The organism is Nostocoides japonicum T1-X7 (assembly GCF_001046855.1).
GTDB lineage: Bacteria > Actinomycetota > Actinomycetes > Actinomycetales > Dermatophilaceae > Nostocoides > Nostocoides japonicum.
The window spans coordinates 2,088,411-2,112,990 of the sequence record NZ_HF570958.1 but is presented as its reverse complement, the minus strand read 5'-3'; the positions used below and the strand labels follow the sequence as shown (position 1 = coordinate 2,112,990).

General features: G+C 73.4%; 18 protein-coding genes. 12 read left to right on the top strand and 6 right to left on the bottom strand.

The window, feature by feature from the left end:
• The first annotated feature begins 92 nt into the window (after positions 1-92).
• The 3 genes from BN12_RS09455 to BN12_RS09445 are packed head-to-tail and all read left to right on the top strand — an operon-like array spanning position 93 to position 3,551.
• Positions 93-1,163 (top strand): glycosyltransferase family 4 protein, encoded by a 1,071-nt coding sequence (locus BN12_RS09455; RefSeq protein ID WP_048551961.1) that lies wholly within the window; start codon positions 93-95, stop codon positions 1,161-1,163.
• Positions 1,164-1,221: 58 nt separating this feature from the next.
• Positions 1,222-2,922, top strand: coding sequence for a CTP synthase (locus tag BN12_RS09450; protein ID WP_048551959.1), 1,701 nt, complete (start codon positions 1,222-1,224; stop codon positions 2,920-2,922).
• Entirely contained in the window at positions 2,919-3,551 is a 633-nt protein-coding gene (locus BN12_RS09445; RefSeq protein WP_048551958.1) for an NUDIX domain-containing protein, read from the top strand. The genes BN12_RS09450 and BN12_RS09445 overlap by 4 nt, the downstream gene beginning before the upstream one ends.
• Before the next feature lie 22 nt (positions 3,552-3,573).
• On the opposite strand, the gene BN12_RS09440 is transcribed toward BN12_RS09445, so the two are convergent.
• Both BN12_RS09440 and BN12_RS09435 read right to left on the bottom strand, forming a co-directional pair.
• A complete protein-coding gene (locus BN12_RS09440) occupies positions 3,574-6,153 on the bottom strand; it encodes a LuxR C-terminal-related transcriptional regulator (protein WP_048551956.1) in 2,580 nt (859 codons plus the stop codon).
• 9 nt (positions 6,154-6,162) lie between these two features.
• Positions 6,163-7,662: a hypothetical protein gene (locus tag BN12_RS09435; RefSeq protein WP_157635426.1), complete on the bottom strand. Its 1,500-nt coding sequence runs from the start codon at positions 7,660-7,662 to the stop codon at positions 6,163-6,165.
• A 161-nt stretch (positions 7,663-7,823) separates the two neighbouring features.
• Between BN12_RS09435 and aspS the strand changes: the two genes are divergently transcribed.
• Both aspS and BN12_RS09425 read left to right on the top strand, forming a co-directional pair.
• The gene (gene aspS / locus BN12_RS09430; RefSeq protein ID WP_048551952.1) at positions 7,824-9,611 is read left to right on the top strand and encodes an aspartate--tRNA ligase; all 1,788 of its coding nucleotides are present in this window, start codon (positions 7,824-7,826) and stop codon (positions 9,609-9,611) included.
• Complete coding sequence (locus BN12_RS09425; protein ID WP_235432356.1) at positions 9,580-10,251, top strand: HAD family hydrolase; 672 nt, start codon at positions 9,580-9,582, stop codon at positions 10,249-10,251. Before aspS ends, BN12_RS09425 begins: the two co-directional genes overlap by 32 nt.
• Before the next feature lie 12 nt (positions 10,252-10,263).
• Here BN12_RS09425 and BN12_RS09420 read toward each other — a convergent pair whose 3' ends face one another.
• Both BN12_RS09420 and BN12_RS09415 read right to left on the bottom strand, forming a co-directional pair.
• A complete protein-coding gene (locus tag BN12_RS09420) occupies positions 10,264-12,417 on the bottom strand; it encodes a DEAD/DEAH box helicase (RefSeq protein WP_048551949.1) in 2,154 nt (717 codons plus the stop codon).
• Between the two features lie 149 nt (positions 12,418-12,566).
• Positions 12,567-13,475 (bottom strand): TIGR03560 family F420-dependent LLM class oxidoreductase, encoded by a 909-nt coding sequence (locus tag BN12_RS09415; protein ID WP_048551947.1) that lies wholly within the window; start codon positions 13,473-13,475, stop codon positions 12,567-12,569.
• Between the two features lie 136 nt (positions 13,476-13,611).
• Here BN12_RS09415 and BN12_RS09410 point away from each other — a divergent pair, with 136 nt between their 5' ends.
• The 3 genes from BN12_RS09410 to BN12_RS09400 are packed head-to-tail and all read left to right on the top strand — an operon-like array spanning position 13,612 to position 17,281.
• Positions 13,612-14,274, top strand: a complete 663-nt coding sequence (locus BN12_RS09410; protein WP_048551945.1) for a TetR/AcrR family transcriptional regulator — start codon at positions 13,612-13,614, stop codon at positions 14,272-14,274.
• Complete coding sequence (locus tag BN12_RS09405) at positions 14,271-15,668, top strand: APC family permease (RefSeq protein ID WP_083454532.1); 1,398 nt, start codon at positions 14,271-14,273, stop codon at positions 15,666-15,668. The genes BN12_RS09410 and BN12_RS09405 overlap by 4 nt, the downstream gene beginning before the upstream one ends.
• Positions 15,665-17,281, top strand: coding sequence for an amidohydrolase (locus tag BN12_RS09400; RefSeq protein ID WP_048551943.1), 1,617 nt, complete (start codon positions 15,665-15,667; stop codon positions 17,279-17,281). Before BN12_RS09405 ends, BN12_RS09400 begins: the two co-directional genes overlap by 4 nt.
• On the opposite strand, the gene BN12_RS09395 is transcribed toward BN12_RS09400, so the two are convergent.
• Together BN12_RS09395 and BN12_RS24420 are read right to left on the bottom strand one after the other, a co-directional pair.
• Entirely contained in the window at positions 17,271-19,490 is a 2,220-nt protein-coding gene (locus BN12_RS09395; RefSeq protein ID WP_048551942.1) for an MMPL family transporter, read from the bottom strand. The genes BN12_RS09400 and BN12_RS09395 overlap by 11 nt on opposite strands.
• Before the next feature lie 47 nt (positions 19,491-19,537).
• Positions 19,538-19,693, bottom strand: coding sequence for a hypothetical protein (locus BN12_RS24420; protein ID WP_157635425.1), 156 nt, complete (start codon positions 19,691-19,693; stop codon positions 19,538-19,540).
• A 72-nt stretch (positions 19,694-19,765) separates the two neighbouring features.
• On the opposite strand from BN12_RS24420, the gene BN12_RS09390 reads away from it, so the two are divergent.
• From BN12_RS09390 to alaS, 4 genes are all read left to right on the top strand, one after another.
• Positions 19,766-21,145, top strand: a complete 1,380-nt coding sequence (locus tag BN12_RS09390; protein WP_048551941.1) for a replication-associated recombination protein A — start codon at positions 19,766-19,768, stop codon at positions 21,143-21,145.
• A 33-nt stretch (positions 21,146-21,178) separates the two neighbouring features.
• Positions 21,179-21,556, top strand: a complete 378-nt coding sequence (locus tag BN12_RS09385) for a DUF948 domain-containing protein (RefSeq protein WP_048551939.1) — start codon at positions 21,179-21,181, stop codon at positions 21,554-21,556.
• The gene (locus tag BN12_RS09380; protein ID WP_048551937.1) at positions 21,553-21,840 is read left to right on the top strand and encodes a hypothetical protein; all 288 of its coding nucleotides are present in this window, start codon (positions 21,553-21,555) and stop codon (positions 21,838-21,840) included. The genes BN12_RS09385 and BN12_RS09380 overlap by 4 nt, the downstream gene beginning before the upstream one ends.
• A 94-nt stretch (positions 21,841-21,934) precedes the next feature.
• A partial coding sequence (gene alaS, locus BN12_RS09375; RefSeq protein WP_048556208.1) for an alanine--tRNA ligase occupies positions 21,935-24,580 on the top strand: 2,646 nt, incomplete at its 3' end.

Genomic DNA, 24,580 nt, shown 5'->3' with positions numbered 1-24,580 from the left:
GTGGCGATGGTCGTGGCGGGGGCGGTCCTCGGGGCCGTCGACCGCTCGGCGGCCGGGATCGTCCTCGCGCGACTCGCCCGACGGACGAGAGGATGAGGGTCCTCCTCGTCCTCGGGACGAGCGCCGGGGGAGTGGGCCGCCACGTCGACGGGCTCGCCCACGGTCTCGCCGTCCGCGGCCACGAGGTCGTCGTCGCGGGGCCGGCGGCGAGCCTGCCCACGGAGATCCCCGGCGTGCGGACGCTGTCGGTGGCGATCAGCGACCGGCCCCACCCGCTCGCCGACGCCCGGTCCGTGCAGGCGCTGCGCCGCGCGCTGCGCCCCGCCGACGTCGTCCATGCACACGGGCTGCGGGCCGCCGCGCTCGCGTGCCTCGCCGCGACCCGGTCGGGAGTGCCCGTCGTCGTCACGCTCCACAACGCCGCACCGACGACCCGGGCGACGAAGGCGGTGTATGCCGTCCTCGAGCGGCTCGTCGCCCGCCGCGCCCGCGTCGTCCTCGGCGTGTCCCGGGACCTCGTCGAGCGGGCCGCCGGCCTCGGGGCCCGGCGCACCGGGGTGGCGGTCGTCCCGGCCCCGCTCCCGCGAACGCCGGCGCGTCCGGTGGGCGAGATCCGGTCGGAGCTCGGGGTGGCCGAGTCCACCGCCCTCGTCGTCTGCGTCGCCCGGCTCGCCCCGCAGAAGGGACTCGGCACCCTCCTCGGCGCGGCCGCTCTCCTCCGGGACCTGCCCGTCCTCGTCGTCGTCGCCGGTGACGGCCCCCTCGAGCAGGCCCTGCGGGAGCGGGTCGCCCGCGACGCCCTTCCGGTGCGGCTCCTCGGACGGCGCGACGACGTGCCGGACCTTCTGGCAGCGGCCGACGTCGTCGTGTCCAGCTCCCGCTGGGAGGGCCAGCCGATCGGCCTGCAGGAGGCGCTCCAGGCCGGTGCCGCGATCGTCGCGACCGACGCGGGCGGCACGCGCGACACGCTCCACGGAGCCGGCCGTCTCGTCCCGGTCGGCGACGTGCGAGCGCTCGCGGCCGGCATCCGGGCCGTCGTGACCGATCCCGCGGCCAGGGCGGCCCTCGAGGCGCGGTCCCGCGACGCGGCGGCCGACCTCCCCTCGGGGGAGGACGCCGTCGACGCCGCCCTGTCCGTCTACCGGGACGCCCGGCGGCACTGAGCGCGTCGCGGCCGCCCGTGACCGGTGCGCGCCGCGACATGACGTAGGCTTGAAGTCCATGGTGGACCGAACGAAACACATCTTCGTCACCGGCGGTGTCGCCTCCTCGCTCGGCAAGGGACTGACCGCCTCCAGCCTCGGCCACCTCCTCCGGGCGCGCGGCCTACGGGTCACGATGCAGAAGCTCGACCCCTACATCAACGTCGATCCCGGCACGATGAACCCCTTCCAGCACGGCGAGGTCTTCGTGACCGAGGACGGCGCCGAGACCGACCTCGACATCGGCCACTACGAGCGGTTCCTCGACGTCAACCTCTCCGGCCGGGCGAACGTCACGACGGGACAGGTCTACAGCGACGTCATCGCCGCCGAGCGCCGCGGCGCCTACCTCGGGGACACCGTCCAGGTCATCCCGCACATCACGAACGAGATCAAGGCCCGGATGCGGGCCGAGGCCCTCGGCGCGCCGGGCGTCGACCCGGCGCAGGCTCCGGACATCATCATCACCGAGATCGGCGGCACGGTCGGCGACATCGAGTCGCTGCCCTTCCTCGAGGCCGCCCGCCAGGTGCGCCAGGACGTCGGTCGCGACAACGTGTTCTTCCTCCACGTGTCCCTCGTGCCCTACATCGCCCCGAGCGGCGAGCTGAAGACCAAGCCGACCCAGCACTCGGTCGCCGCCCTTCGGCAGGTCGGCATCCAGCCCGACGGGCTCGTCCTGCGGGCCGACCGGGAGATCCCGGAGTCCATCAAGCGCAAGATCTCGCTCATGTGCGACGTCGAGACCGACGCGTGCGCCGCGGCCGTCGACGCGCCGAGCATCTACGACATCCCCAAGGTCCTCCACGGCGAGGGGCTCGACGCCTACGTCATCCGGCGCCTCGGCCTCAACTTCCGCGACGTCGACTGGCACGAGTGGGACTCCCTGCTCCAGCGGGTCCACGAGCCGGAGCACGAGGTCGAGGTGGCCCTCGTCGGCAAGTACATCGACCTGCCCGACGCCTACCTCTCGGTCACCGAGGCGCTGCGCGCCGGAGGGTTCCACCACGACGCGAGGGTGCGGATCCGCTGGGTCGCGAGCGACACGTGCGAGACCGAGCAGGGAGCGCAGCGGGCGCTCGGCGGCGTCGACGCCGTCCTCGTGCCGGGCGGGTTCGGCGTCCGGGGCATCGAGGGCAAGCTGGGTGCCCTCCAGTGGTCCCGCGTCCACCAGGTGCCGACGCTCGGCATCTGCCTCGGCCTGCAGTGCATGGTCATCGAGTTCGCCCGGCACGTCGCCGGCATCGACGGAGCGTCGTCGACCGAGTTCGACCCCGACACTCCCGCCCCGGTCATCGCGACGATGGCCGAGCAGAAGGCATACGTCGAGGGCGGGGGCGACCTCGGGGGCACCATGCGGCTCGGCGCGTATGCCGCGAAGCTCGTCGAGGGCTCCGTCGTCGCCAAGGCCTACGGCGCGGCCGCCGCGGACGAGCGGCACCGGCACCGCTACGAGGTGAACAACGGCTACCGCGACCGGCTCTCCGACGCCGGGTTGCGCTTCTCCGGGACCTCCCCGAACGGCACGCTCGTCGAGTACGTCGAGCTCGCCGAGGACGTCCACCCCTACTACGTCGCCACCCAGGCCCACCCGGAGTTCAAGTCGCGCCCCAACCGGGCGCATCCGCTCTTCGCCGGGCTCATCGGGGCCGCCCTCGAGCGGCAACGGGCCAACCGGCTCATCGAGGTCGAGCGACCCCGCCCGGTCGAGGTCGGATGATCGAGCTGCCGCTGCGCGACGTCCCGACCGCCGCACCCGTCACCGACACCGAGACGGTGTGGCGCGGACGGATCTTCGACGTCGTCCGCGAGACGCTCACCCTCCCCTCCGGCTCCGTCACGCGGGAGTTCGTCGCCCACGCGGGCGCCGTCGCCGTCGTCGCGCTCGACGAGGAGGACCGGGTGCTGCTCATCCGGCAGTACCGCCACCCTGTCGGCGTCAGCGAGTGGGAGCTCCCGGCCGGCATCCTCGACGTCCCGGGGGAGCCCCCCGTCGAGGCCGCGCGCCGCGAGCTCGCCGAGGAGACCGACCTGGCCGCCGACGAGTGGCATACGCTCGCCGACCACCGCTCCTCGCCGGGCTTCACCGACGAGGCGCTGCGGACCTACCTCGCACGGGGCATCCGCGAGGTCCCGGAGGCGGACCGCCACGAGCGGGTCGACGAGGAGGTCGACATGCCGACCCGGTGGGTCCCGCTCGAGGAGGTCGTCGAGGCCATCCTCGCCGGCGACCTGCAGAACCCCACCCTCGTCATCGGCGTCCTCGCCGCCCACGCGAGCCGCGAGCGCGGCTGGTCGACGCTGCGTCCCGCGGACGCGCCGTGGGAGAGCCGCCCCGGCCGCCGCTGACCGCGTCGGCCGGAGGAGGACGTCACGACAGGAGCCGGATCGCCTCGCGGCGGGACGCCACCCCGAGCTTGCGGTAGATCGCCCGCTGGTGCGACTTGACGGTGTTGATCGACACGCCGAGCACGCCGGCGATCTCGAGGGCCGTGCGCGTCGTCCGGAGCTGCTCGAGGACCGCACGCTCCCGCTCGGACAGGGTGTCCAGCACGCTGCGAGGCCCGCGGGGAACGAAGCATCCGGCGACGAACTCCTCGTGACGCGTGCCCCACGCGACGTGCTCGGTGAGCAACCGGCGCAGCGCCGGGTCCTGCGTGCGGAAGGAACGCCGGACGCCCTCGGCGACCGCGAGGTCGAGCGCCTCCTCGCACAGCTCGTGGCAGCGTCGGGCGTCTCCGTCGTCGCGATGAGCGAGCGCGGCCGTCGAGAGGGCCGCGACGCGCAGGTAGGAGATGTCGGCCTGGTGCCGCAGGCCCTCGCGGAGCGTCCGGGACGCCGCCGGGAGGTCACCCGCTCGCTGCAGGATGCCGGCCAGGACGACGCAGACGAACGGCAGGGTCGTCGACGCCGGGGCCGCCCGCCGGGCGATGGCCACGGCGCGGTCCCGATGGCCGCGGGCCTCCTCCAGCGCAGCGACCGCGGTCTGGCGGAAGGCCGGCCAGGACCAGCCGTAGCTCTCCGACCGGGGGATGGCCTCGAGCTCGACGGCGGCGCGGCGCATGGCGGACGCCTCTCCCGACGCTGCCGCGGTGAGGCACAGCAGGAACCGGGCGATGCCCCCGAGGGACTCCGGTCCGCTCCCGCCGCGGATGGTGCGGAAGAACTGGAGCTCGGCCTCGGCGAGGTCGTCGGACCAGTAGGCGACGAATCCCGCGGCGAGCGCGGCGGAGCCGCCCGCGTAGTAGGTCCACGGGGTGCTCCCGTCGGGCGCCTCGTCGGCGAGGACGAGCAGCTGCCGGCGCGCCTCGGCCAGCCGTCCCGCCCACGCCGACGAGAGCGCGAGGTGGTTCCTCGTGCGGACGACGAGGTCGACGTCGCCCGCCGCCTCGGCCTCCCGGAGGGCGACGCCGAGGAGCTCGATGAGCAGGCGCGGATCGCGTCGCAGGCGCATCTGCGCCCACCCGAGGAGGTAGAACGTCGCGGCGCGGTCCCGCCCGAAGCTCGACGGAAGCCGGGACGCCTGCCCCAGGACGGTGGCGCTCGCCTCGGCGATGTCAGCTCGGTCGTCGAGCAGGAAGAGGTGGCTCAACGCCAGGAGGAGGTCATAGCCCGTGGGGGGCGTGTCGCCCGCCGCCGCGCGGGCCTCGGCCTGCGCGAAGAGCATCGTCGCGACCTGGTGCTCCCCGATGACGTCCTGGGCGCAGGCCCGGATGAGCAGGATGCGCGGGTCGTCGGCATACGGCGGAGGCAGGCTCGCGCAGAGCCGGTCGAGCGCGGAGGCGTCGGGTCCGACGACGATGCCGAGCCACCGGGCGAGTGCGGTGGAGACGGCGTGCTCGAAGGCTCCGGCGTCGATCCAGTGGGCGATGGCCCCGAGGGGGTCGTCGTCCTGGAGGTGGAGGGCGGCGAGCCGGTGCACCTCGTCGAGCCGGACCGGGTCCTGCGCGCGGAGGATGGCGCGGCATTGACGCGCGAAGACCGGGTGCCATCGGTATGCCGTGCGGCGTCCGGTGTCGAAGCGCTCGACGAACAGGCCGAGCCGGATGCACTCGTCGAGGAGCGCCCCCGCGTCCGGGCGGCCCGAGACCGCGGCGGCGAGGTCCGCGCTCACGTCTCCGCACGAGGCGGTGAGCAGGACGAACCGGCGCAGGTCACCGGGCAGCGCGTCGAGGATGTGGTCGCGGACGTAGTGGTGCAGGAGGTCGTCGCCGTGCTCGCCCGTGGGGCGGTGGCCACCCATGAGGACGAGCCGGACGGCGATCGGCCAGCCCCCGGTCTCGTCGAGAACCGTTCGCGGCGGCAGGGCACCGCGGGTCACCGCCTGGAGCGCGATGACCTCCCTGCTGTCGAAGGCCAGGGAGGGCGCGCCGATCCGGGCATCCGGGTGCGCGAGGAGCTGCCGGGACAGCGCCACCTCGAGGGAGGGACGTCCGACGAGGACGAGGCGCAGCTGCTCGGGGCCGGAGTCGACGAGCGCGCCGAGGAGTCCCTCGGCCAACGACCCGGCGGCCCGGTGCGCGTCGTCGACGACGAGGACGAGCGGCTCCTCGAGCAGGTCGAGGGCCTGGCCCATCGCATGGAACGTCTCCGCCGGAGCCCTCCCGTCGGGGTCCAGGGCGAGGAGGTCGACCGCGTCCTCGCCGTCGACCGTGCGAGCGACCGACTGCAGGGCCGCCACGATGCCGGTGGCCAGTCGGCGCGGCTCGCTGTCGAAGGGGCTCAGGGACAGCCAGGCGACCCGACCTGCGTGGGTCCTGGCCCAGTCCCCGACCGCGGACGTCTTGCCGTAGCCACCGGGCGCGGCGACGACGCAGACGCGATGGCGCGCCACGGTGTCGTCGAGCAGGGTCGTGAGGCGGGGACGGGGGAGGTGTCCCGTGGCCGCCGCCGCCGGGCGGTGCCGGGTCCAGGCAGCGGAGGATGCCGTGCTCACCGAGGTCGACGGCACGTCGTCATCTCACTGGTAGGTCACGAGGTCGGGCAGTGGCGAGACGCGGACGGTCTGCTCCGGGGTGAGCATCGGGTGGTCCTCGTCGACGAAGTTCTTCCACCCGAGGAAGACGTCCTTCGGCAGGTCCTGGCGGATCGCCTTCCACGTGCCCTGCTTGTCCGGCTGGGACCCCTGTCCGTCGACGTGGACGACGATCTGCAGCTCGTCGTGGTCGGTGACCAGGTCGGCCCGGTCGTGGATCATCGCGGTGCGGAACTGGTGGAGCGTGAGGATCTTGGGCGGCAGGCGATGATGGTCGACGAGGTCGGCGAGCCACTGCGAGGTCTCGTTGATCTCGTCGACGTCGACCGACCCGATCTGCTGCAGCGGCCGCTGGGTCGGGCCGAGGCGCCACTCCGGGTCGAGCGCGAGGCCGACCCAGGGGCGGGCGAGGAGCTCCTCGTAGCGCTTGGCCTGGCTCAGGAAGGTGTCCCGCCCGGGCTGGAGGTCGAGGACGGTGTAGATGCCGGCCTGCTCGGCGGCGTCGATCCACGGCGCGATCGTCGCGACGGGCGTCTTGGAGGAGTAGCTGCCGTCGAGGCGGCTCCCGGAGGCCACCGTCGCGATGATCTCGAAGGCCGGCAGGACGGGGCGGTCGAGGAGGGCGGCGTACTGGTCGGCGAGCTTCTTGACCCGGGTCACGGACGCCGCCGCGGACTGCTCACCGAGCAGGCCGAGGGAGGCGGTCCCGGGGTGGCCGTAGAGGGCGATCACGTGGTGGGCCGGGAAGACGAGGAGACCGCCGCCGGGCAGCTGGGCCGCGGTGCGCATCATCCCGACCCGCGTCGTGAGGTGGTGGTCGTCGACGTCGAAGCCGAGCGCGACGACGGGAGCCCGTGGAGCCGCCCGGACCGCCGCGATGGCATCGGCGGACGCCCGCACGTCGTCGCCGTCGACCGTGACGACCCTGCCGCCCGCGGCGGCGACGGTCGCGGCGACCTGCGGCGGCAGGCTCGTCCCGCGGCGGACGAGGGCGACCGCACCCCGGTGGCCGGGCCGTCGGGGGAGCCCGTCGACGTCGGGGGTGTCCGTCCCTTCGGGGCGCACGACGGTGAGGCCGGTGGGAAGGCCCGTCGCGCCGTAGCCGACGACGGTCCGCGTGCCGAGCCGCGAGAGCTCGGCGCCGAGGTCGGGGCCGGTGGACAGGAGGGGGATGCCGAGGTCCCGCGCCGCCGCCAGGCCACGGCCGAGATCGGATGCGGTGGGGCCGGTGACGACGACGGTCGTCGCTCTCGTGAGGAGCGCGTGGACCGCGGCGACACCCGTCGTGTCGTCGGCCGGCAGGGTGGTCGCCACGCCGTCGGTGCGGACCCTGACGGCGTCCCGGGGACTCTCGGCCTCCGGGACCGTCGAGCTGCTCCCGAGACTGCATCCGGCGAGCGCGAGCGCTCCGGCGCCGAGGCCTCCGAGGACCGCGCGCCGGCCCACACCTCGCCCCTCGACCTGCTGTCCTCCCTGCCCGATCACTGGGCCGATGCTATCCGCCGGCTGTGCGTCCGCCGTGCAGGCCGCGCCGGTCGCGGTCGTCGGAGGGGCGGGCGCCGGGAGTCCGTAGGATGGGCGGGTATGCCGTGCCGTCGCGTCGGCATACCCACCCCATCCTCGCGAACCCCGAAGGAAGACCACCCGTGCTCCGCACCCATGAGGCCGGCACGCTCCGTGCCGGCCACGCAGGCCAGACCGTCACCCTCACCGGCTGGGTGGCCCGGCGGCGCGATCACGGCGGGGTGGCCTTCCTCGACCTGCGGGACGCGAGCGGCATCGTCCAGGTCGTCGCCCGCGACGAGGTGCTCGCGGAGGGCGGTGCGCACGACCTCCGCAACGAGTACTGCATCCTCGTGACCGGCCGGGTCGACCGGCGACCCGAGGGCAACGCGAACCCCGACCTGCCGACCGGCGAGGTCGAGGTCGTCGCGGAGACGCTCGAGGTGCTCAACCCGAGCGCCCCGCTGCCGTTCCAGATCGACGAGCGGGTCACCGTCGGGGAGGAGGCCCGGCTCAAGCACCGCTACCTCGACCTGCGCCGCCCCGGCGACCACAACGCCGGCCACGCGATCCGGCTGCGCTCGAAGGTCAACGCCGCCGCGCGCGCGGTGCTCGCCGAGCGCGACTTCGTCGAGATCGAGACGCCGACCCTCACCCGGTCCACACCGGAGGGTGCCCGCGACTTCCTCGTCCCGGCCCGGCTCGCCCCGGGGTCGTGGTACGCCCTCCCGCAGAGCCCCCAGCTGTTCAAGCAGCTGCTCATGGTCGCCGGGATGGAGCGGTACTACCAGATCGCCCGGTGCTACCGCGACGAGGACTTCCGCGCCGACCGGCAGCCGGAGTTCACCCAGCTCGACATCGAGATGTCCTTCGTCACCGAGGACGACATCCTCGAGCTCGGCGAGGCGATCGCCGTCGCGCTGTGGCGCACCATCGGCGTCGAGCTCGTCACGCCGTTCCCCCGGATGACGTATGCCGAGGCGATGGCCCGCTACGGCTCCGACAAGCCGGACCTGCGGTTCGGGCAGGAGCTCACCGACTGCACCGCATACTTCGCGGACACGCCGTTCCGGGTGTTCCAGGCACCCTACGTCGGCGCGGTCGTCATGCCCGGTGGCGCCTCACAGCCCCGCAAGCAGCTGGACGCCTGGCAGGAGTGGGCCAAGCAGCGGGGTGCCCGCGGCCTCGCCTACGTCCTCGTCCAGGAGGACGGCACGCTGACCGGACCGGTCGCCAAGAACCTCTCCGAGGCCGAGCTCGCCGGCCTCGCGGCACACGTCGGCGCCGCGCCGGGCGACTGCGTCTTCTTCGGCGCCGGCCCCGCGAAGTCGACGCGGGCGCTGCTCGGCGCCGCCCGCCTCGAGATCGGCCGCCGGTGCGGCCTCATCGACGAGTCCGCGTGGTCGCTGCTCTGGGTCAACGACGCGCCGCTCTTCGAGCCGACGAGCGAGGCCGAGGCGGCGGGCGACGTCGCCGTGGGGTCGGGCGCCTGGACCGCCGTCCACCACGCGTTCACCTCGCCGAAGGCGGAGTACCTCGACACCTTCGACACCGACCCGGGGTCGGCGCTGGCCTACGCCTACGACCTCGTCTGCAACGGCAACGAGATCGGCGGCGGCTCCATCCGTATCCACCGCCGGGACGTGCAGGAGCGGGTCTTCGCGATCATGGGCCTGTCGGAGGAGGAGGCGCAGGAGAAGTTCGGGTTCCTGCTCGACGCCTTCAGGTTCGGCGCGCCCCCGCACGGTGGCATCGCCTTCGGGTGGGACCGCATCGTCATGTTGCTCGCCGGCGCGGCCTCCATCCGCGACGTCATCGCCTTCCCGAAGTCCGGCGGTGGGTACGACCCGCTGACCGACGCTCCGGCGCCGATCACCGAGCAGCAGCGCAAGGAGGCGGGTGTCGACGCCCGGCCGGTCGCCGATGGGTGAGGCCGTCGTCGCGATGCTCTGGGACGCCGACGGCGTCCTCCAGCACCTGACCCGGGGTCTGCCGGGGTGGACCGAGCTGCTCGACGGGCTCGGTGGGCCGGGGTTCGCCGAGGCGGTCTTCGCCGCGGAGGTCCCGGCGATGACGGGTGCGGAGACGATGCGCGACTGCCTGGCCCGCGTGCTGCGCGACTTCCCGTCCGCGGACGCCAGCGTCGAGGACCTGCTCGGCGTGTGGGAGTCCTTCGAGGTGGACGAGGAGGCGGTGGCGCTCGTCGAGCAGACGCGGGCCCTCGGGGTGCGGTGCTACCTCGCGACGAACCAGCAGGACCACCGGGCCGAGTACATGCGGCGCGTCCACGGGTACGACGCGTGGTTCGACGGCGTGTTCTACTCCAGCGAGGTCGGCGCCGCGAAGCCGGCCCCGCTCTTCTTCGAGCGTGCTCTCGCGGGGGTGGCCGCGCATCTCGGCGTCGGCTCGATCGCCCCACGGACGGTGGGCTTCGTCGACGACAACGCCGAGAACGTCGCCGCGGCGGCCGCCGCGCTCGGCATCCGGGCCGTCCGGCACGTCCCCGCGTCGGGAGTCGACGGCCTGCGCGACGACCTGGCGTCGATCGGGGTCGTTCTCGGCCCGGCGTGACGAGCGGCGCCGTCACCCCACCTCGGGCGTCGGATCCGCCTCCAGCGCCTCGGTGAGCAGGGTGACGAGGGCCTCGAGCTGCACGTCGGCGGAGGGGACGACCTCCTCGTCCGAGCCGTCGAGCGCCCGCGCCGCGAGCCCGGCCTTGTCGTCGATGAGCTGGGCGACCCGCGCGTCGATGGTCCGGGCGGCGATCATCCGCCACGCGGTGACCGGCTCGGTCTGGCCGATGCGGTGGACCCGGTCGATGGCCTGGGTCTGCTCCGCCGAGGTCCACGAGAGCTCGGCGAGGACGACGTTCGAGGCGACCTGGAGGTTCAGCCCGACCCCCGCCGCGGTGAGGGAGCACACCATGACCTCGATGTGCGGGTCGGTGAGGAACGCCTCGAGGCTCGCGGCGCGCGCCTTCGGCGTCTGGTCGCCGCGGATCGACGCATACCCGATGCCGCGTGCGGCGAAGGTCTGCTCGGCGGCGTCCATGACGTCGATGTGCTTGGCGAAGAAGACGACCTTTCCCGCGCTGCGGGCCAGCTGGGCGCAGTAGTCGGCGGCGAGACCGGCTTTGGCCTGCCCGATCCGGCGCATCACCGTGAACACGTTGTCGCCGGCCTTGTCCGAGCCGGCACCCTCGCGCTCCGACGTGGCGACCCGGCGGACCAGGTCGTGGTCGATGCCCTCGACCGCTGTCGGGTCCTTCCGGGCCGCGATCGCCGCCCGGTAGCGCGCCACGAGGCGGTGGGCCAGGGCCTGCTCCGCCGCCCGGATCGAGCGTCCTGCCTCGTCGTCGAGCTCGACGGGCAGGTCGGCGATGCGACGGGCGGGGATGTCGGAGGCGACGTCGACCTTGCGTCGCCGGACGATGCCGAGGTCGATGACGCTCCTGCGCGCTGCGGCGGCGAAGCCGGGCTCGGCGGGTGTGAGCCCGGTCTCCTCGAGGGTCGCCATGAGGGCGTTGCGCGGCTTCCGGTCGTCGATCCAGCCGAGCAGCTGCCAGATGGCGCGGAAGTCCTCGACGTCGTTGATGAGCGGGGTGCCCGTGAGCGCCATGAGGAGCGGGTTGGGGTGGCGGGCCCGGATGCGCTCGGACAGCTCGAGGACGTTCCGCGAGCGCTGGGACGACTTGTTCTTGATGAAGTGCGCCTCGTCGACGACCATGCCGCGGAATCCGTGGGTGCCGAGCCAGCCCACGTGCCGGTCGAGGATCTCGTAGTTGATGATGACGATGTCGGCGAAGCCGTCGACCGTCTCGCCGTCACCGTGGATCACCGTCGGGGTCCGGCGCGGGGTCCACAGCCCGGCCTCGTGGGCCCAGTTGGCCTTGACGACGTTCGGGACGGCGACGAGGAGGGGGAAGGCGTCCGCGGCCTCCGCGCAGAGCAGGGCCTGGGCCGTCTTGCCGAGACCCGGCTCGTCGGCGAGGAGGAAGGTGCGGTGTCCCTCGGCCGCGGCCGCGACGACCTGGGCCTGGTGGTGCATGAGCGGTGTGCCGGGGTCGAGACCCGGCACGCCCGGGAGCACCTCGTCCGGCTCGGGCAACGGCATACACGTCGCGTCACCCCCGGACTCGAACGCGCGGAACAGCGGGGTCAGCAGCTCCCAGTCGCCGAGCCGGTTGGTTCTGGGACGGGGCGGCGGCACCGCGGAGAAGTCAGGCGCGAGAAAGGGATTCGCGAGCTGGCGGGCGATGACCGTCTGCGGCACGACCCGCCGGGCCTGGGGAGCGGGGTCGGCAGGCGGCTCGGGCTCCTCCTCGGGCTCGGGAGAGCGCCCGGCGGCGCTCAGCATGTCGTTCCTGAGGCTCCGCGCCGCGGGGGAGACCTCCGCGTCGTCGGCCAGCAGGGTGAGCAGCGAGGTGTCCCGGGCGGCGGTCTTGGCGAGGATCGTCGCGATGCCGTCGAGCCGGGTCATGATCGCGGCGCGCGCGGCCGTCGACAGCGCGGGGTCCGCCTTGGCCCGGGCGCGCTCCTCGCGGACGAGGAGGGCGACGACCTGGTATGCCGTGCGACCGCGTGCTCCGACGCGACCGCGGTTCGCGGCGGCCTCGACGCGCCGGACCTCCTCGGCGAGGACCGGCAGCAGCCCGCCCTCGTCCCGGGGGCGGGATCGACGACGGTCGCGCGAGGCGGTGCCGGGCGCGCCGGAACGACGCGAGGATCGCTGGGCCAAGCGGCTTCTTCTCCTGACTGCGAAGCGGAGGGACCTCGATGAGCGGTGTCGCGGCATACCGCCCCGGGTGGACCGTCAGCGGCCGGGACCCGGACCGAGCCGCTGGGGGGTCCGCGCCACCGACGGGACACCGAGGACAAGCGTAACGGTCATCGGGCCTGCTGCGTGACGAGGAAGGCCTCACGGAGCGCCGAGAGGGTGTCCTCCCGCTCGGCGCCGCGGCCGAGTCCCTCGTCGACGACGATGAACTCGTCGGCCCCGAGACCGGCATACGCGGCGATCTGCGCGGCGAGGGACTCGGCGGAGCCGGCGAGCCGGGGCCGGGGGCCGCCCTCGGCGAGGAAGGCGGTCGCGCGGGCGGGATCGTCGGTGAGGCAGAGCAGGGCCTGGGTGGAGCGCGCGATCGAGGCGGGGTCGCGGCCGGCCTGCTCGCAGCGGGCGTCCAGTGCGGTGCTGCGCTCGGCGAACCGGTCGGGGGCGGCCCACAGGTTCCATCGGTCGGCATACCTCGCGACGACGCCGAGCATGCGGTCGCCCTTGGCCCCGACGAGGATCGGCAGGGGCGACTGGACCGGCTTCGGCTCGCACACGGCGTCGCGGACCGTGAAATGGCGCCCGTCGAGCGAGGTTCGGCGCTGCGTGAGGAGACCGCGGACGATCTGCACCGCCTCGACGAACCGGTCCACCCGCTCGCCGGCCGGGCCGAGGCGGAGGCCGTACTGCTCATGCTCGAGCTCCTGCCAGCCCGCGCCGAGGCCGAGGACGAGGCGGCCGGCGCTCACCTGGTCGAGTGTGGCGGCCCAGTTCGCGATGACGGCCGGGTGCCGGTAGGTGATCGAGAGGACGAGGGTGCCGAGGCGGATCCGTGAGGTCGCCGCCGCGAGGGCGGACAGACCCGCCGTCACCTCCAGGAGCGGGGCCTCCTCGTCGTCGGGCGGGTGGGGGACGAAGTGGTCCTCGAGGTAGAGGGTGTCCCACCCCGAGCGGTCGGCGAACCGGGCGAGGGCGAGCAGGTCGGGCCACGGCTGGTCGACCCCGGGCCAGATGGACAGGCGCATGTGCCGTGTCTACCGCACCCGGCGGGGCGATGACCGATCCGCGGACACCTCCTTGCTTAACGAACATCATTAGTTATTGAATGCCGGCCACCCGGGTCGCTCAACTCCGTGACGGCTCGGTGGATCGGAGCCTCGGATGGGATCTGGACGCCGGGCCGGGCGGCCCGCCGAGCCCGTCCTCACGCGCGCCGACATCGCCCGGGCCGCCCACCGCCGCCTCACCGTCGTCCCGCCGCGCCATCTGCGGATGAGCGACCTCGCGGCGGATCTCGATGTGCGCACCGCATCGCTCTACAACCACGTCGCGAACAAGGACGACGTCCTCAACGCCGTCCGCGACATCGTCGGGGCGTCCATGGACCGGTCGACCCTCGCGGTCCGGCCGTGGCCGGCCGCCCTGCGGTCCTTCGCGCACTCCTACGTCGAGGCGTTCCTGCCCCTCCATCCCGAGGCGACGGCCGCCATCGCCGTCCTGCCGATGGGCCACCAGCCCGCCGTGATGCGGACCTACGACGCGTTCTGCACGCTCCTCGGCGACGCCGGGTGGCCCGTCGACAAGATCATGCCGACCCTCCTCGCGCTGGAGTCCCTCTGCATCGGCAGCGTGCTCGACCGGCGGTCCCCGCCCGGCTACATGACACCCGACGACCCGCGTGCCGTGCCGGCCTACGCCGAGGCCTATGCCGCCAACCTCGCGGCGTCCGCGGAGGCCCTGGACCTCGGCCTCGACGCCCTCATCGACGGCCTCCTCGTCCGCTATCCCGTATCCGCACCCGACCCGAACCGGAGCAGCCCATGACCGAGTCCACCTCTGCCGCCGACGGACCGACCGTCGCGAACCCTGGGCAGACCGGAGCCGTCACCGAGGAGACGCACCTCAAGCGGGTCCTCGGCCTGCCGGCCATCGTGCTCTTCGGGGTCGCATACATGGTGCCGCTCACCGTCTTCTCGACGCTCGGCCCGGTGTCCGAGCTGACCGACAACCATCTCGTCGGGTCCTACGTCCTCACCCTCCTCGGGATGATGTTCACGGCCCTGAGCTACGGCGTCATGTCGCGTCGGTACCCCGTCGCCGGCAGCGCGTACACCTACTCGCAGCGGACCTTCGGCGGCGCGCTCGGCTTCCTCACCGGCTGGGCGCTGCTCCTCGACTACATCCTCCTGCCGATGATCAACTACATGCTCATCGGGCTGTACCTCAACACCGCGTTCCCGTCGATCCCCTCCTGGGTCTTCTTCCTCCTCGCCCTCGCCCTCGTCACCGGGCTCAACATCAGGGGCATCACGTCGGTGAGCCGGATGAACACGGTCTTCGTCGTCGTCCAGGTCGTCTTCTGCATCGTCTTCGCCGTCCTCGTCGTGCGGACCGCGTCGGGCCAGGGATCGGTGCCCAACCCGTGGAACGCCGTGTTCGGCGGCGGTGCGCACCTCGGCACCCTGCTGACCGGTGCCGCGATCCTCTGCCTGTCCTTCCTCGGGTTCGACGCCGTGTCCACCCTGTCGGAGGAGGCCCGCAACCCCCGCCGGGACATCCCGCGCGGCATCGTCCTCGTCACCCTCATCGGCGGTCTCATCTTCATCGTCCTCGCGCTGCTGTCCTATCTCGTCATCCCGGACTGGCACTCCTTCGAGCACGTCGACACGGCGTCGGCCGAGGTCATCCGGGCAGCCGGTGGCAGCACCTTCTCCAACGCCTTCGTCGCGGCCTACGTGGCCGGCGGGCTCGGCTCGGCCCTGGCGTCCCAGGCGTCGGTGTCGCGCATCCTGTTCACCATGGGCCGCGACCAGGTGCTGCCCCACTCCGTCTTCGGCGTCCTCAACAGCCGGACGAAGACGCCGGTCCGGGCGATCCTCGTCGTCTCCGCGGTGTCCCTCGTGGGGCTCCTGCTCCCGCTGAGCTTCGCGATCTCGATCATCTCCTTCGGGGCACTCACGGGCTTCACGATGGTCAACCTCTCGGTGTTCAAGGCCTACGTCATCAACGACCATCGCCGCAGCCCGCGCGACATGATGCGCTACTTCCTCCTCCCGGCGATCGGCTTCGTCCTCACCGTGTGGCTGTGGACCTCCCTGCCGCACAACGCGATCCTGCTCGGCCTCCTCTGGACGGTCGTCGGAGCTGGGCAGCTGGCCCGGATCACGGGCGGCTTCCGCCGCAAGCCTCCGCAGATGGACCTCCAGGAGATCGCGTGAGCGCCCCCGACGACACGGGGACGCTGCTCGTCTGCGCCGACACGGTCCACACGATGACCGACGGCTCCGTCGGCCCGACCGCCGTCCTCGTCGAGGGCGGACGGATCGCCGCCCTCGGCAGCCGCGAGGAGCTGACCCGCCGCGTCGGCGCCGACGCCGAGGTCGTCGACCTCGGCCCGGGCTGTGTCACGCCGGGCCTCGTCGACGCCCACATCCATCCGATCCACGGTCTGGAGCTGGCGCGCGGTGCCGACCTGAGCGCCGTGACGAGCCTCGAGGAGCTGCGCGCCGCGCTCGCGGAGGAGTCGGCGAGGACCCCGGAGGGGTGGGTCCTCGGCTACCGTCTCGACCCCCGCGTCGTCGCCGGGCGGAACCCCGCCGCGGGGGACATCGACCCCGTCGTCCCGGACCGGCCCGCGCTCGTCCGTCTCTTCGACGCGCACTCCGCCGTCGTCAACACCGTCGCGCTGGAGCGGTGCGGGATCACCGGGCGGGAGGTCTTCGGGTCGACCGCGCGTGTCGACGTCGGGCCCGACGGCCGGCCGACCGGGTTCCTCATCGAGTGGGAGGCGATGGCCCTCGCCCTCGACGCGGTCCCGCCTCCGCCCCTCGAGGCACGCGTCGACGGACTCCTCGCGCTCCTCGGAGCGATGGCGGACAGCGGTCTCACGGCCGGCCAGGTGCTCGACTACACGCCGGGCATGATCGAGGTCCTCGAGGCGGCAGAGGCCCGCGAGGACCTGCCGATCCGGCTGCTCCTGTCGCCGTGGATCCAGGCCGGCGACGCCGAGGGCCGGGTCGAGGAGGTCATCGCCCTCCAGGGCCGGCGCGGTCGACGATGGCACGTCGACGGCGTCAAGCTGATGATCGACGGGACGATCGACAACGGCTCGGCCTGGCTGGAGCGGCCCGACGTCAACGGCGAGTCCACCCGCCCGTTGTGGCTCGACCCCGCCGAGTACACGCACGTCCTCCATCGGCTGTCCGGCCTTGGCATCCGGACGACGACCCACGCGATCGGCGACGCCGGGGTGCGGCACGTCGCCGAGTCGATCGCCACGGCTCCCAACCCGGCCGGCGTGACGCACCGGGTCGAGCACATCGAGACGGCGCCGGACGACACCCTGGCCCTCTTCGGGGCCCACGGCATCGCAGCGAGCATGCAGCCGACCCACTGCACGCTCTACTGCTCGGCCGACGGGAGCGACAACTGGTCGCAACGGCTCGGCGACGACCGGGTCGACCGGGCCTGGCGGCTGCGCAGCCTCCGCGACCTCGGAGTGCCCGTGGCGACCGGATCGGACTGGCCCGTCGCGCCGTTCGAGCCGCTGCGCATCATGGCGGACGCCCAGCTGCGTCGCGAGGCGGGCCGGCCCGACCAGCCGCCCATCGTCCCCGCCGAGGCGCTCACCGCGCGTCAGGCCCTCGAGGGCTACACCTCGGACCGCGCCGACTCCTTCGACGACCGTGAGCTCGGCCGCATCCGGGTGGGCGCGCCGGCCGACCTGTCGCTCTTCGCCGCCGACCTGCTCGCGACACCGCCCGACGACCTCCCGTCCGTCGAGGTCGTCGCGACGGTCGTGGGTGGGCGGGTGCGGGTCGTCAGTCGGTGAGTCCGAAGCGGGTATGCCAGCGGCGCAGGGGTGCCGGAGCCCACCAGTTCCACTCGCCGAGGATCGTCATCGTCGCGGGCACGAGTAGCATCCTCACGAGCGTGGCGTCGATGACGACGGCGGTGACGAGCGCGACGCCGATCTCCTTGATGACGAGCAGCTGTCCGGCCGCGAAGCCGGCGAAGACGATGCAGATGAGCAGCGCCGCCGACGTGATGATCCGCCCTGAGCGCTGCAGCCCGAGGACGACGCTCTCGTCGTTCGGGACGCCCGAGCGGTAGAGCTCGGAGATCCGGGCGAGGAGGAACACTTCGTAGTCCATCGAGAGGCCGAAGCCGAACGCGAGGACGAGGAAGGGGATCATCGACTCGACCGCGCCGACGGAGTCGAAGTCGACGAGCCGGTGGAGGTGCCCGTCCTGGAAGACCCAGACGAGGACCCCGAGCGCGGCGCCGAGCGACATGACGTTGAGCAGGAGCGCCTTGACGGGGATGACGACCGAACCCGTCATGAGGAAGAGGAGGACGAGGGTCGCGGCGACGACGAGGAGCACGGCGTACGGGGCGCGGTCGATCATCGAGGCGAGGTAGTCGTCCTGGGCGGCCCGTTGGCCGGTGACCCAGGTGGGCGCGTCGGGACGGTCGGCGCGGATGGCCCGGACGACGTCGCCCACCTCGTCGGCGAGGGCGGGCGCGTCGACATGGACGGCGACGGCGACGTACCCGCCGCCGAGCTCCCGGGGGACGACGCGGGTCACGCCGGGGAGTGGCGCGACCGTGCGACGGGCCCACGCCGACGCGTCCGCCGGCGAGGTCTCGGTGACGACCGTGACGGCGGGCGCAGCGAGCTGGGGATAGTCCGCGTCGAGGGTGTCGAAGAAGACCCGCTGCGGCGCGGAGGTCGGGAGCATCTCGGCGCCCGAGGAGGTGAGCCGCATCGAGAAGACGGGGAGCGAGAGGGCGACGAGGACGACGACCGTGCCGGCGATGACCCAGGCGGGGCGCCGCTGGACCCGTCGTGCGAGGCGGGCGAACCGGCCGGTATCCGATCCGTCCCCTGCCCGCGCGCGTGCCTGGGGCGAGCGGGCGAGCCGCCTCGCCCCGAGCGCGCACAGGGCCGGCAGGAGGGTGAGGTCGCCGAGCACGGCCACGAGGACGACGGAGACGCCCGCCGCGCCGATGGCCCGCATGGTGTCGGCCTCGAAGATGAGCAGCCCGCTGATCGCGATGGCGACCGTGAGCCCCGAGAAGAGGACGGTCCGGCCCGCCGTCGCGACGGTCCGCGACGTCGCGACGACGACCTCCTCCCGCGTCGGCACGTGGCGGCGGTGGTCCACGTCGGCCGCGGCGACGCGGCCCAGCTCCTCGCGGAACCGGCTCACCGTGAGCAGGCCGTAGTCGATGGCCAGGCCCAGGCCGAGGAGGGTGACGACGTTGACGACCGTCGCGTCGAGGTCCATGGCGTGGGAGAACCCGAAGAGCGCCGCGAGGGCGCCGGCGACGGACGCGATCGCGGCGACGACCGGCATACCGGCCGCGACGAACCCGCCGAAGACGAAGAACATGACGACGAAGGACAGCGGCAGCGCGATCCCCTCGCCGGCCCGCAGGTCCTTCTCGACCTGCGAGGTGATGGCGTGGACGAGGAGGTCGACGCTGCCCACTGCGCCCGAGGCCCCCGGGAGGGCGGCGACGACGGCGTCGAGGCCGGACCGGACCGGCCCCTCCGCCCGGCTCAGGGCGTCGGGGGACAGGTCGGGGTCGAAGTCGACGACGGTGAGGAACCCGGCGGACGAGGTCGTGCCGCCGGCGAGGAGGGCCGCGGCCGCGGGGTCCTCGACACCGCCGGGCAGCAGGAGCGGCGACCGGACCGCCGTCACACCGGGCACGGACGCGAGCCGGGCGGTCGCGGCCCGGGCCCGGGCCATCGCCGGCGCGTCGTCGAACGGCGCTCCCGTCACCTCGAGCATGAGGCTCGCGCCGGAGGGGTCGTGCGCGGCGAGGATGTCCTGCGCGGTCTGCGCCTCGCCGGGCACCTGGGGCGCGCCCGAGTGGAGCCGGTCGAAGAGGGACTCGCCGGTGATCGCGCCGAAGGCGAGCGCGAAGGACGCGACGACGAGGACGAGCCAGGCGAGGACGAACCGGAGCGGGTGACGTCCCCCGGCCGCCCCGAGCCGGGCCAGTCGAGTGGCAGGGGGCGCCTCGGTCACGGACCCAGGCTAGAGCGACCGTCTCGGGTGGGTGTGCGTCGCGACCCTCACGCCTGCTCGGGCACCACCGGTGCGGGCGGTCGGCGGCGCCTGGCCAGGCGTGCCGTGAGGAGCGCCGACAGGCCGAGGGCGAGGAGCGTGGCGACGACGGTCACGAGGGCGAGATCGGGAAGGTAGCTCCACAGGAACTCGATCGACGGCACGTCCGGGTCGAAGCCCGGGCTCGACCTGAGCGCGTGGCGGGACCGTCGGACCCGGCAGCTAGCCTCTCCAGCGTGGCAGGGACCGACGAGCAGGACCTCTTCGCGGCGGCGGGAGAAGGCGCGCGCAACCCGGCCGTCGTGCCGCCGCTCGCCGTCCGGATGCGGCCCCGATCGCTCGAGGAGGTGCGCGGTCAGGGTGCCGTGCTCCGGCCGGGGAGCCCGCTGCGCCGCCTCGTCGAAGGGGCCTCGGGGTCGGCCGGGCCGGTGTCGGCGATCCTCTGGGGGCCCCCGGGCACCGGCAAGACGACGCTCGCCCACCTCGTCGCGACGGCAGCCGACCGCGAGTTCGTCGAGCTGTCGGCCGTCACCGCCGGGGTCAAGGACGTTCGAGCCGTCATGGACCGCGCCGCCCGCACCCGGGACCTGCACGGGCGACAGACGGTCCTCTTCCTCGACGAGATCCACCGCTTCACCAAGGCCCAGCAGGACGCCCTCCTGCCCGGAGTCGAGAACCGCGTCGTCATCCTCGTCGCCGCGACGACGGAGAACCCCTCCTTCTCCGTCATCTCGCCGCTGCTGTCCCGCTCCATGCTCATCACCCTCGAGCCGCTCTCCGACGAGGAGCTGGCCGACGTCGTCGCCGCGGCCGTCGCCGACGAGCGCGGTCTCGACGGGCGGTATGCCATGGAGGAGGCGGCGACGGCATACGTCGTCCGCATCGCCGGCGGGGACGCGCGCCGCGCGCTGACGACGCTCGAGGCGGCGGCGGGCGTCGCCGAGGACGCCGTCACCCTCGGCGAGGAGCGGCCGGAGAGCCTGGAGGTCACTCTCGCCCACGTCGAGCAGGCCGTCGCGCACGCGGCGGTGCGGTACGACCGCGCCGGGGACCAGCACTACGACGTCGCCTCCGCGCTCATCAAGTCGATGCGCGGGTCCGACGTCGACGCGGCCCTGCACTACCTCGCACGGATGCTCGAGGCGGGGGAGGACCCCCGGTTCATCGCCCGCCGCATCGTCATCGCGGCGAGCGAGGACGTCGGGATGGCCGACCCGACGGCGCTCCAGACCGCCGTGGCGGCGCTCCACGCCGTCGCCCAGATCGGCATGCCGGAGGCGCGGATCATCCTCGCCCAGGCCATCGTCCACAACGCCCTCGCGCCGAAGTCCAACGCCGCATACCTCGGCATCGGCGCGGCGATCGCCGACGTCCGGGCGGGCAAGGGCGGGCCGGTGCCGGTCCACCTGCGCGGGTCCGGGTATGCGGGAGCCGCGCGGCTCGGCCACGGCGAGGGCTACGTCTACGCGCACGACGAGCCGGACGCCGTCGCGAGCCAGCAGTACCTGCCCGACGACCTCCAGGGCCGCACCGACTACTACCGGCCGACCGACCGCGGGTTCGAGGAGCGCCTGCGGCCCCGCTGGGAGTGGCTCAAGGGGCGCCTCGGCCGCTGAACCCGGTCGGCGCTCCGCGATAGGGTTCCCGACATGGAGTGGACGCTGGGTGGCATCGCAGGGCTCGTCGCGGCCCTCGCCTTCTCCTACCTCGTCATCCGGCTCGCCGGCCTCATCGCGAAGGCCGGCAAGATCCTCGACGAGACCCGCACGACGGTGCGCACGACGACCGAGAACGTCCAGCCGACCCTCGTCAAGCTGACCGACACGGTGAGCCTCACGAACGACCAGCTCGCCCGCGTCGACGGCATCACGACGCAGGTCGGCGTCATGACGACGAACGCCTCCGCCCTCACCGGCCTGTTCGCGGCGACCCTCGGCGGGCCGCTCGTCAAGGTCGCGGCGCTCTCCTTCGGGGTCCGGTCGGCCGTGGCGGCGACCCGCTCCCGCAAGCGACAGGCGGCCTCGTGAGACTCGTCGTGAAGGTCGCCATCGTCGGCGTCGCCGCGTATGCGACGTACCGCGCGGTGCGGTGGGTCGCGCCCGACGGGGTCGGCGCCTTCGTCGCCCAGGTCCGCGCGGGCGCGAGCGAGCGCGAGGCTCAGCTGCGCGAGGCCCTCGGGCTCGACGCGACGGACCCGCACGCCGACGACCCGGGCTGGCAGCCGCGGCACGGTCACGGCGCCGCCCCGGCGGCCCGCGGGCGACTCACCCCCGACGAGGCGAAGGCGCTCCTCGACGACCCGGGCCGCTGACCCGGACGCGCCCAGCCCCTCCCGTACCATCGTGTGGATGCCCGCCGCAGCGTCGGCGGGCGCTCGCACCGAGCCGAAGGACCCGTGAACCCCTATGGAGACCGCCGAGATCAGGCGCCGCTTTCTCACCTTCTTCGAGCGCAACGGCCACACGGTCGTGCCCTCGGCGCCCCTCGTCTACGACGACCCGAACCTGCTGTTCGTCAATGCGGGGATGGTCCAGTTCAAGCCGTACTTCCTCGGTCAGGAGTCCGCCCCCTGGGACCGTGCGACGACGGTCCAGAAGTGCATCCGCACGCAGGACATCGAGGAGGTCGGGAAGACGAGCCGGCACGGCACGTTCTTCCAGATGAACGGCAACTTCTCCTTCGGGGACTACTTCAAGGAGGGCGCGATCCGGCTCGCCTGGGAGCTGCTCACGACCTCGCAGGACGCGGGGGGGTTCGGGCTGGCGCCGGAGCGGCTCTGGGTCACGGTCTTCACCGAGGACGACGAGGCGGCCGACCTGTGGGTCGCGAACACGGCGATCCCGCGTGAGCGGGTCGTCCGGCGAGGCCTCGCCGACAACTACTGGCACATGGGCGTCCCGGGTCCCGGCGGGCCGTGCTCGGAGATCTACTACGACCGCGGGCCGGAGTACGGCCCCGAGGGCGGCCCGGCCGTCGACGAGGACCGGTTCCTCGAGGTGTGGAACCTCGTCTTCATGGAGGAGCTGCTCACGGCCGTCCGGACGAAGGTCGACTTCGACACGGCCGGCGAGCTGCCCCGCAAGAACATCGACACCGGCATGGGCCTGGAGCGCATCGCCTCGATCCTCCAGGGCGTCGACAACCTCTACGAGATCGACGAGGTCTACCCCGTCCTCGAGCGCGCGGCGGAGATGACGGGCAAGAAGTACGGCGAGCACTCGGGGCATACCGCGGGCGAGAGCCACCCCGACGACGTCCGGCTCCGCGTCGTCGCCGACCACGTGCGGTCCTCGCTCATGCTCATCGGCGACGGCGTGACGCCCGGCAACGAGGGCCGCGGCTACGTCCTGCGGCGGCTGCTGCGGCGCACGATCCGGGCCATGCGCCTCCTCGGCTACGAGGACCCGTGCCTGCCCCAGCTGCTCCCGGTCTCCATGGAGCGGATGAGCAGGTCCTACCCCGAGCTGGAGAGCGGGTTCGCGAGGATCTCCCAGATCGCGTATGCCGAGGAGGACGCCTTCCGTCGCACGCTCGCCTCCGGCACGACGATCCTCGACGCGGCCGTCGCGGAGACGAAAGCCTCCGGCGGGTCGCGGCTCGCGGGGGACAAGGCCTTCCAGCTCCACGACACCTACGGCTTCCCCATCGACCTCACCCTCGAGATGGCGGCCGAGCAGGGTGTCGAGGTCGACCGGGAGGGCTTCGTCCGCCTCATGGACGAGCAGCGCGCCCGCGCCAAGGCCGACGCGAAGGCCAAGCGGCACGGCCATGCGAACACCGAGGTCTGGAAGGAGCTGCGGGCCGACGGGCCGACCGACTTCCGTGCCTACCTCGAGCTGACGAGCGAGGCGAAGGTCGTCGGCCTCGTCCGCGACGGAGAGCGGGTCGAGGAACTCGAGCCCGGCACACGCGGGCAGGTGGTCCTCGACCGGACGCCCTTCTACGCCGAGTCCGGCGGCCAGATCGCCGATGAGGGCGCCATCACCTCCGACGGGTCGCACCTGAGGGTCGTCGACGTCCAGCGGCCGGTCAAGGGCCTCATCGCGCACACCGTCGAGGTCGTCACCGGACCGCTGCGGCTCGGCCAGGAGGTCAGTGCCGAGGTCGACCCGCAGTGGCGGCTCGCGGCATGCCAGGCGCACTCGGGCACGCATGTCGTCCACGCCGCCCTGCGCCAGGTCCTCGGCCCCTCGGCGCTGCAGTCCGGCTCGTACAACAAGCCGGGCTACCTGCGGCTGGACTTCGCGTGGAACGGCGGGCTGTCGGCGCAGACCCGCAGCGAGATCGAGGAGGTCGCCAACCTCGCCGTCCGCGACGACCTGCCCGTCTCCGCGACCTACATGACCCTCCCCGAGGCCCGGGCCGTCGGCGCGCTCGCGCTCTTCGGCGAGACGTACGACGAGCAGGTCCGCGTCGTCGAGATCGGCGGACCGTGGTCCCGCGAGCTGTGCGGTGGCACCCACGTCCAGCACTCCTCGCAGGTGGGCCCCCTCACCGTGACGGGGGAGTCGAGTGTCGGGTCGGGCGTGCGCCGCATCGAGGCGTTCGTCGGCATGGAGGCGATGCGCTACCTCGCGAAGGAGCGGGCCATCGTCGCCGAGCTCACCGAGCTCGTCAAGGTCCAGCCGGGCGAGCTGAAGGACCGCGTCGCCGGACTGCTCGCGCGGGTCCGGGACGCGGAGAAGGAGCTCGAGCGGCTCCATCAGGCCCAGGTCGTCGCCGCGGCCGGGCGCCTCGCCGACACGGCCGTCGACGTCAACGGGGCCCGGTTCGTCAGCCACGACGCGGGAGCCGCGACCGCGGACGACCTGCGCAGCATGGCGCTCGACCTCCGGACCCGGCTCGGCGACGGTGCCCCGAGCGTCGTCGCCCTGGCCGGAGTGACCAAGGAGCGGCCCGTCGTCGTCGTCGCGACGAACGGCCCGGCCCGCGAGCGGGGGGTCAGGGCGGGCGAGCTCGTCCGGATCGCCGCGCAGACCCTCGGCGGCGGCGGAGGCGGCAAGGACGACCTCGCCCAGGGCGGCGGGTCCGACGCCGCGAAGGTCGGCGAC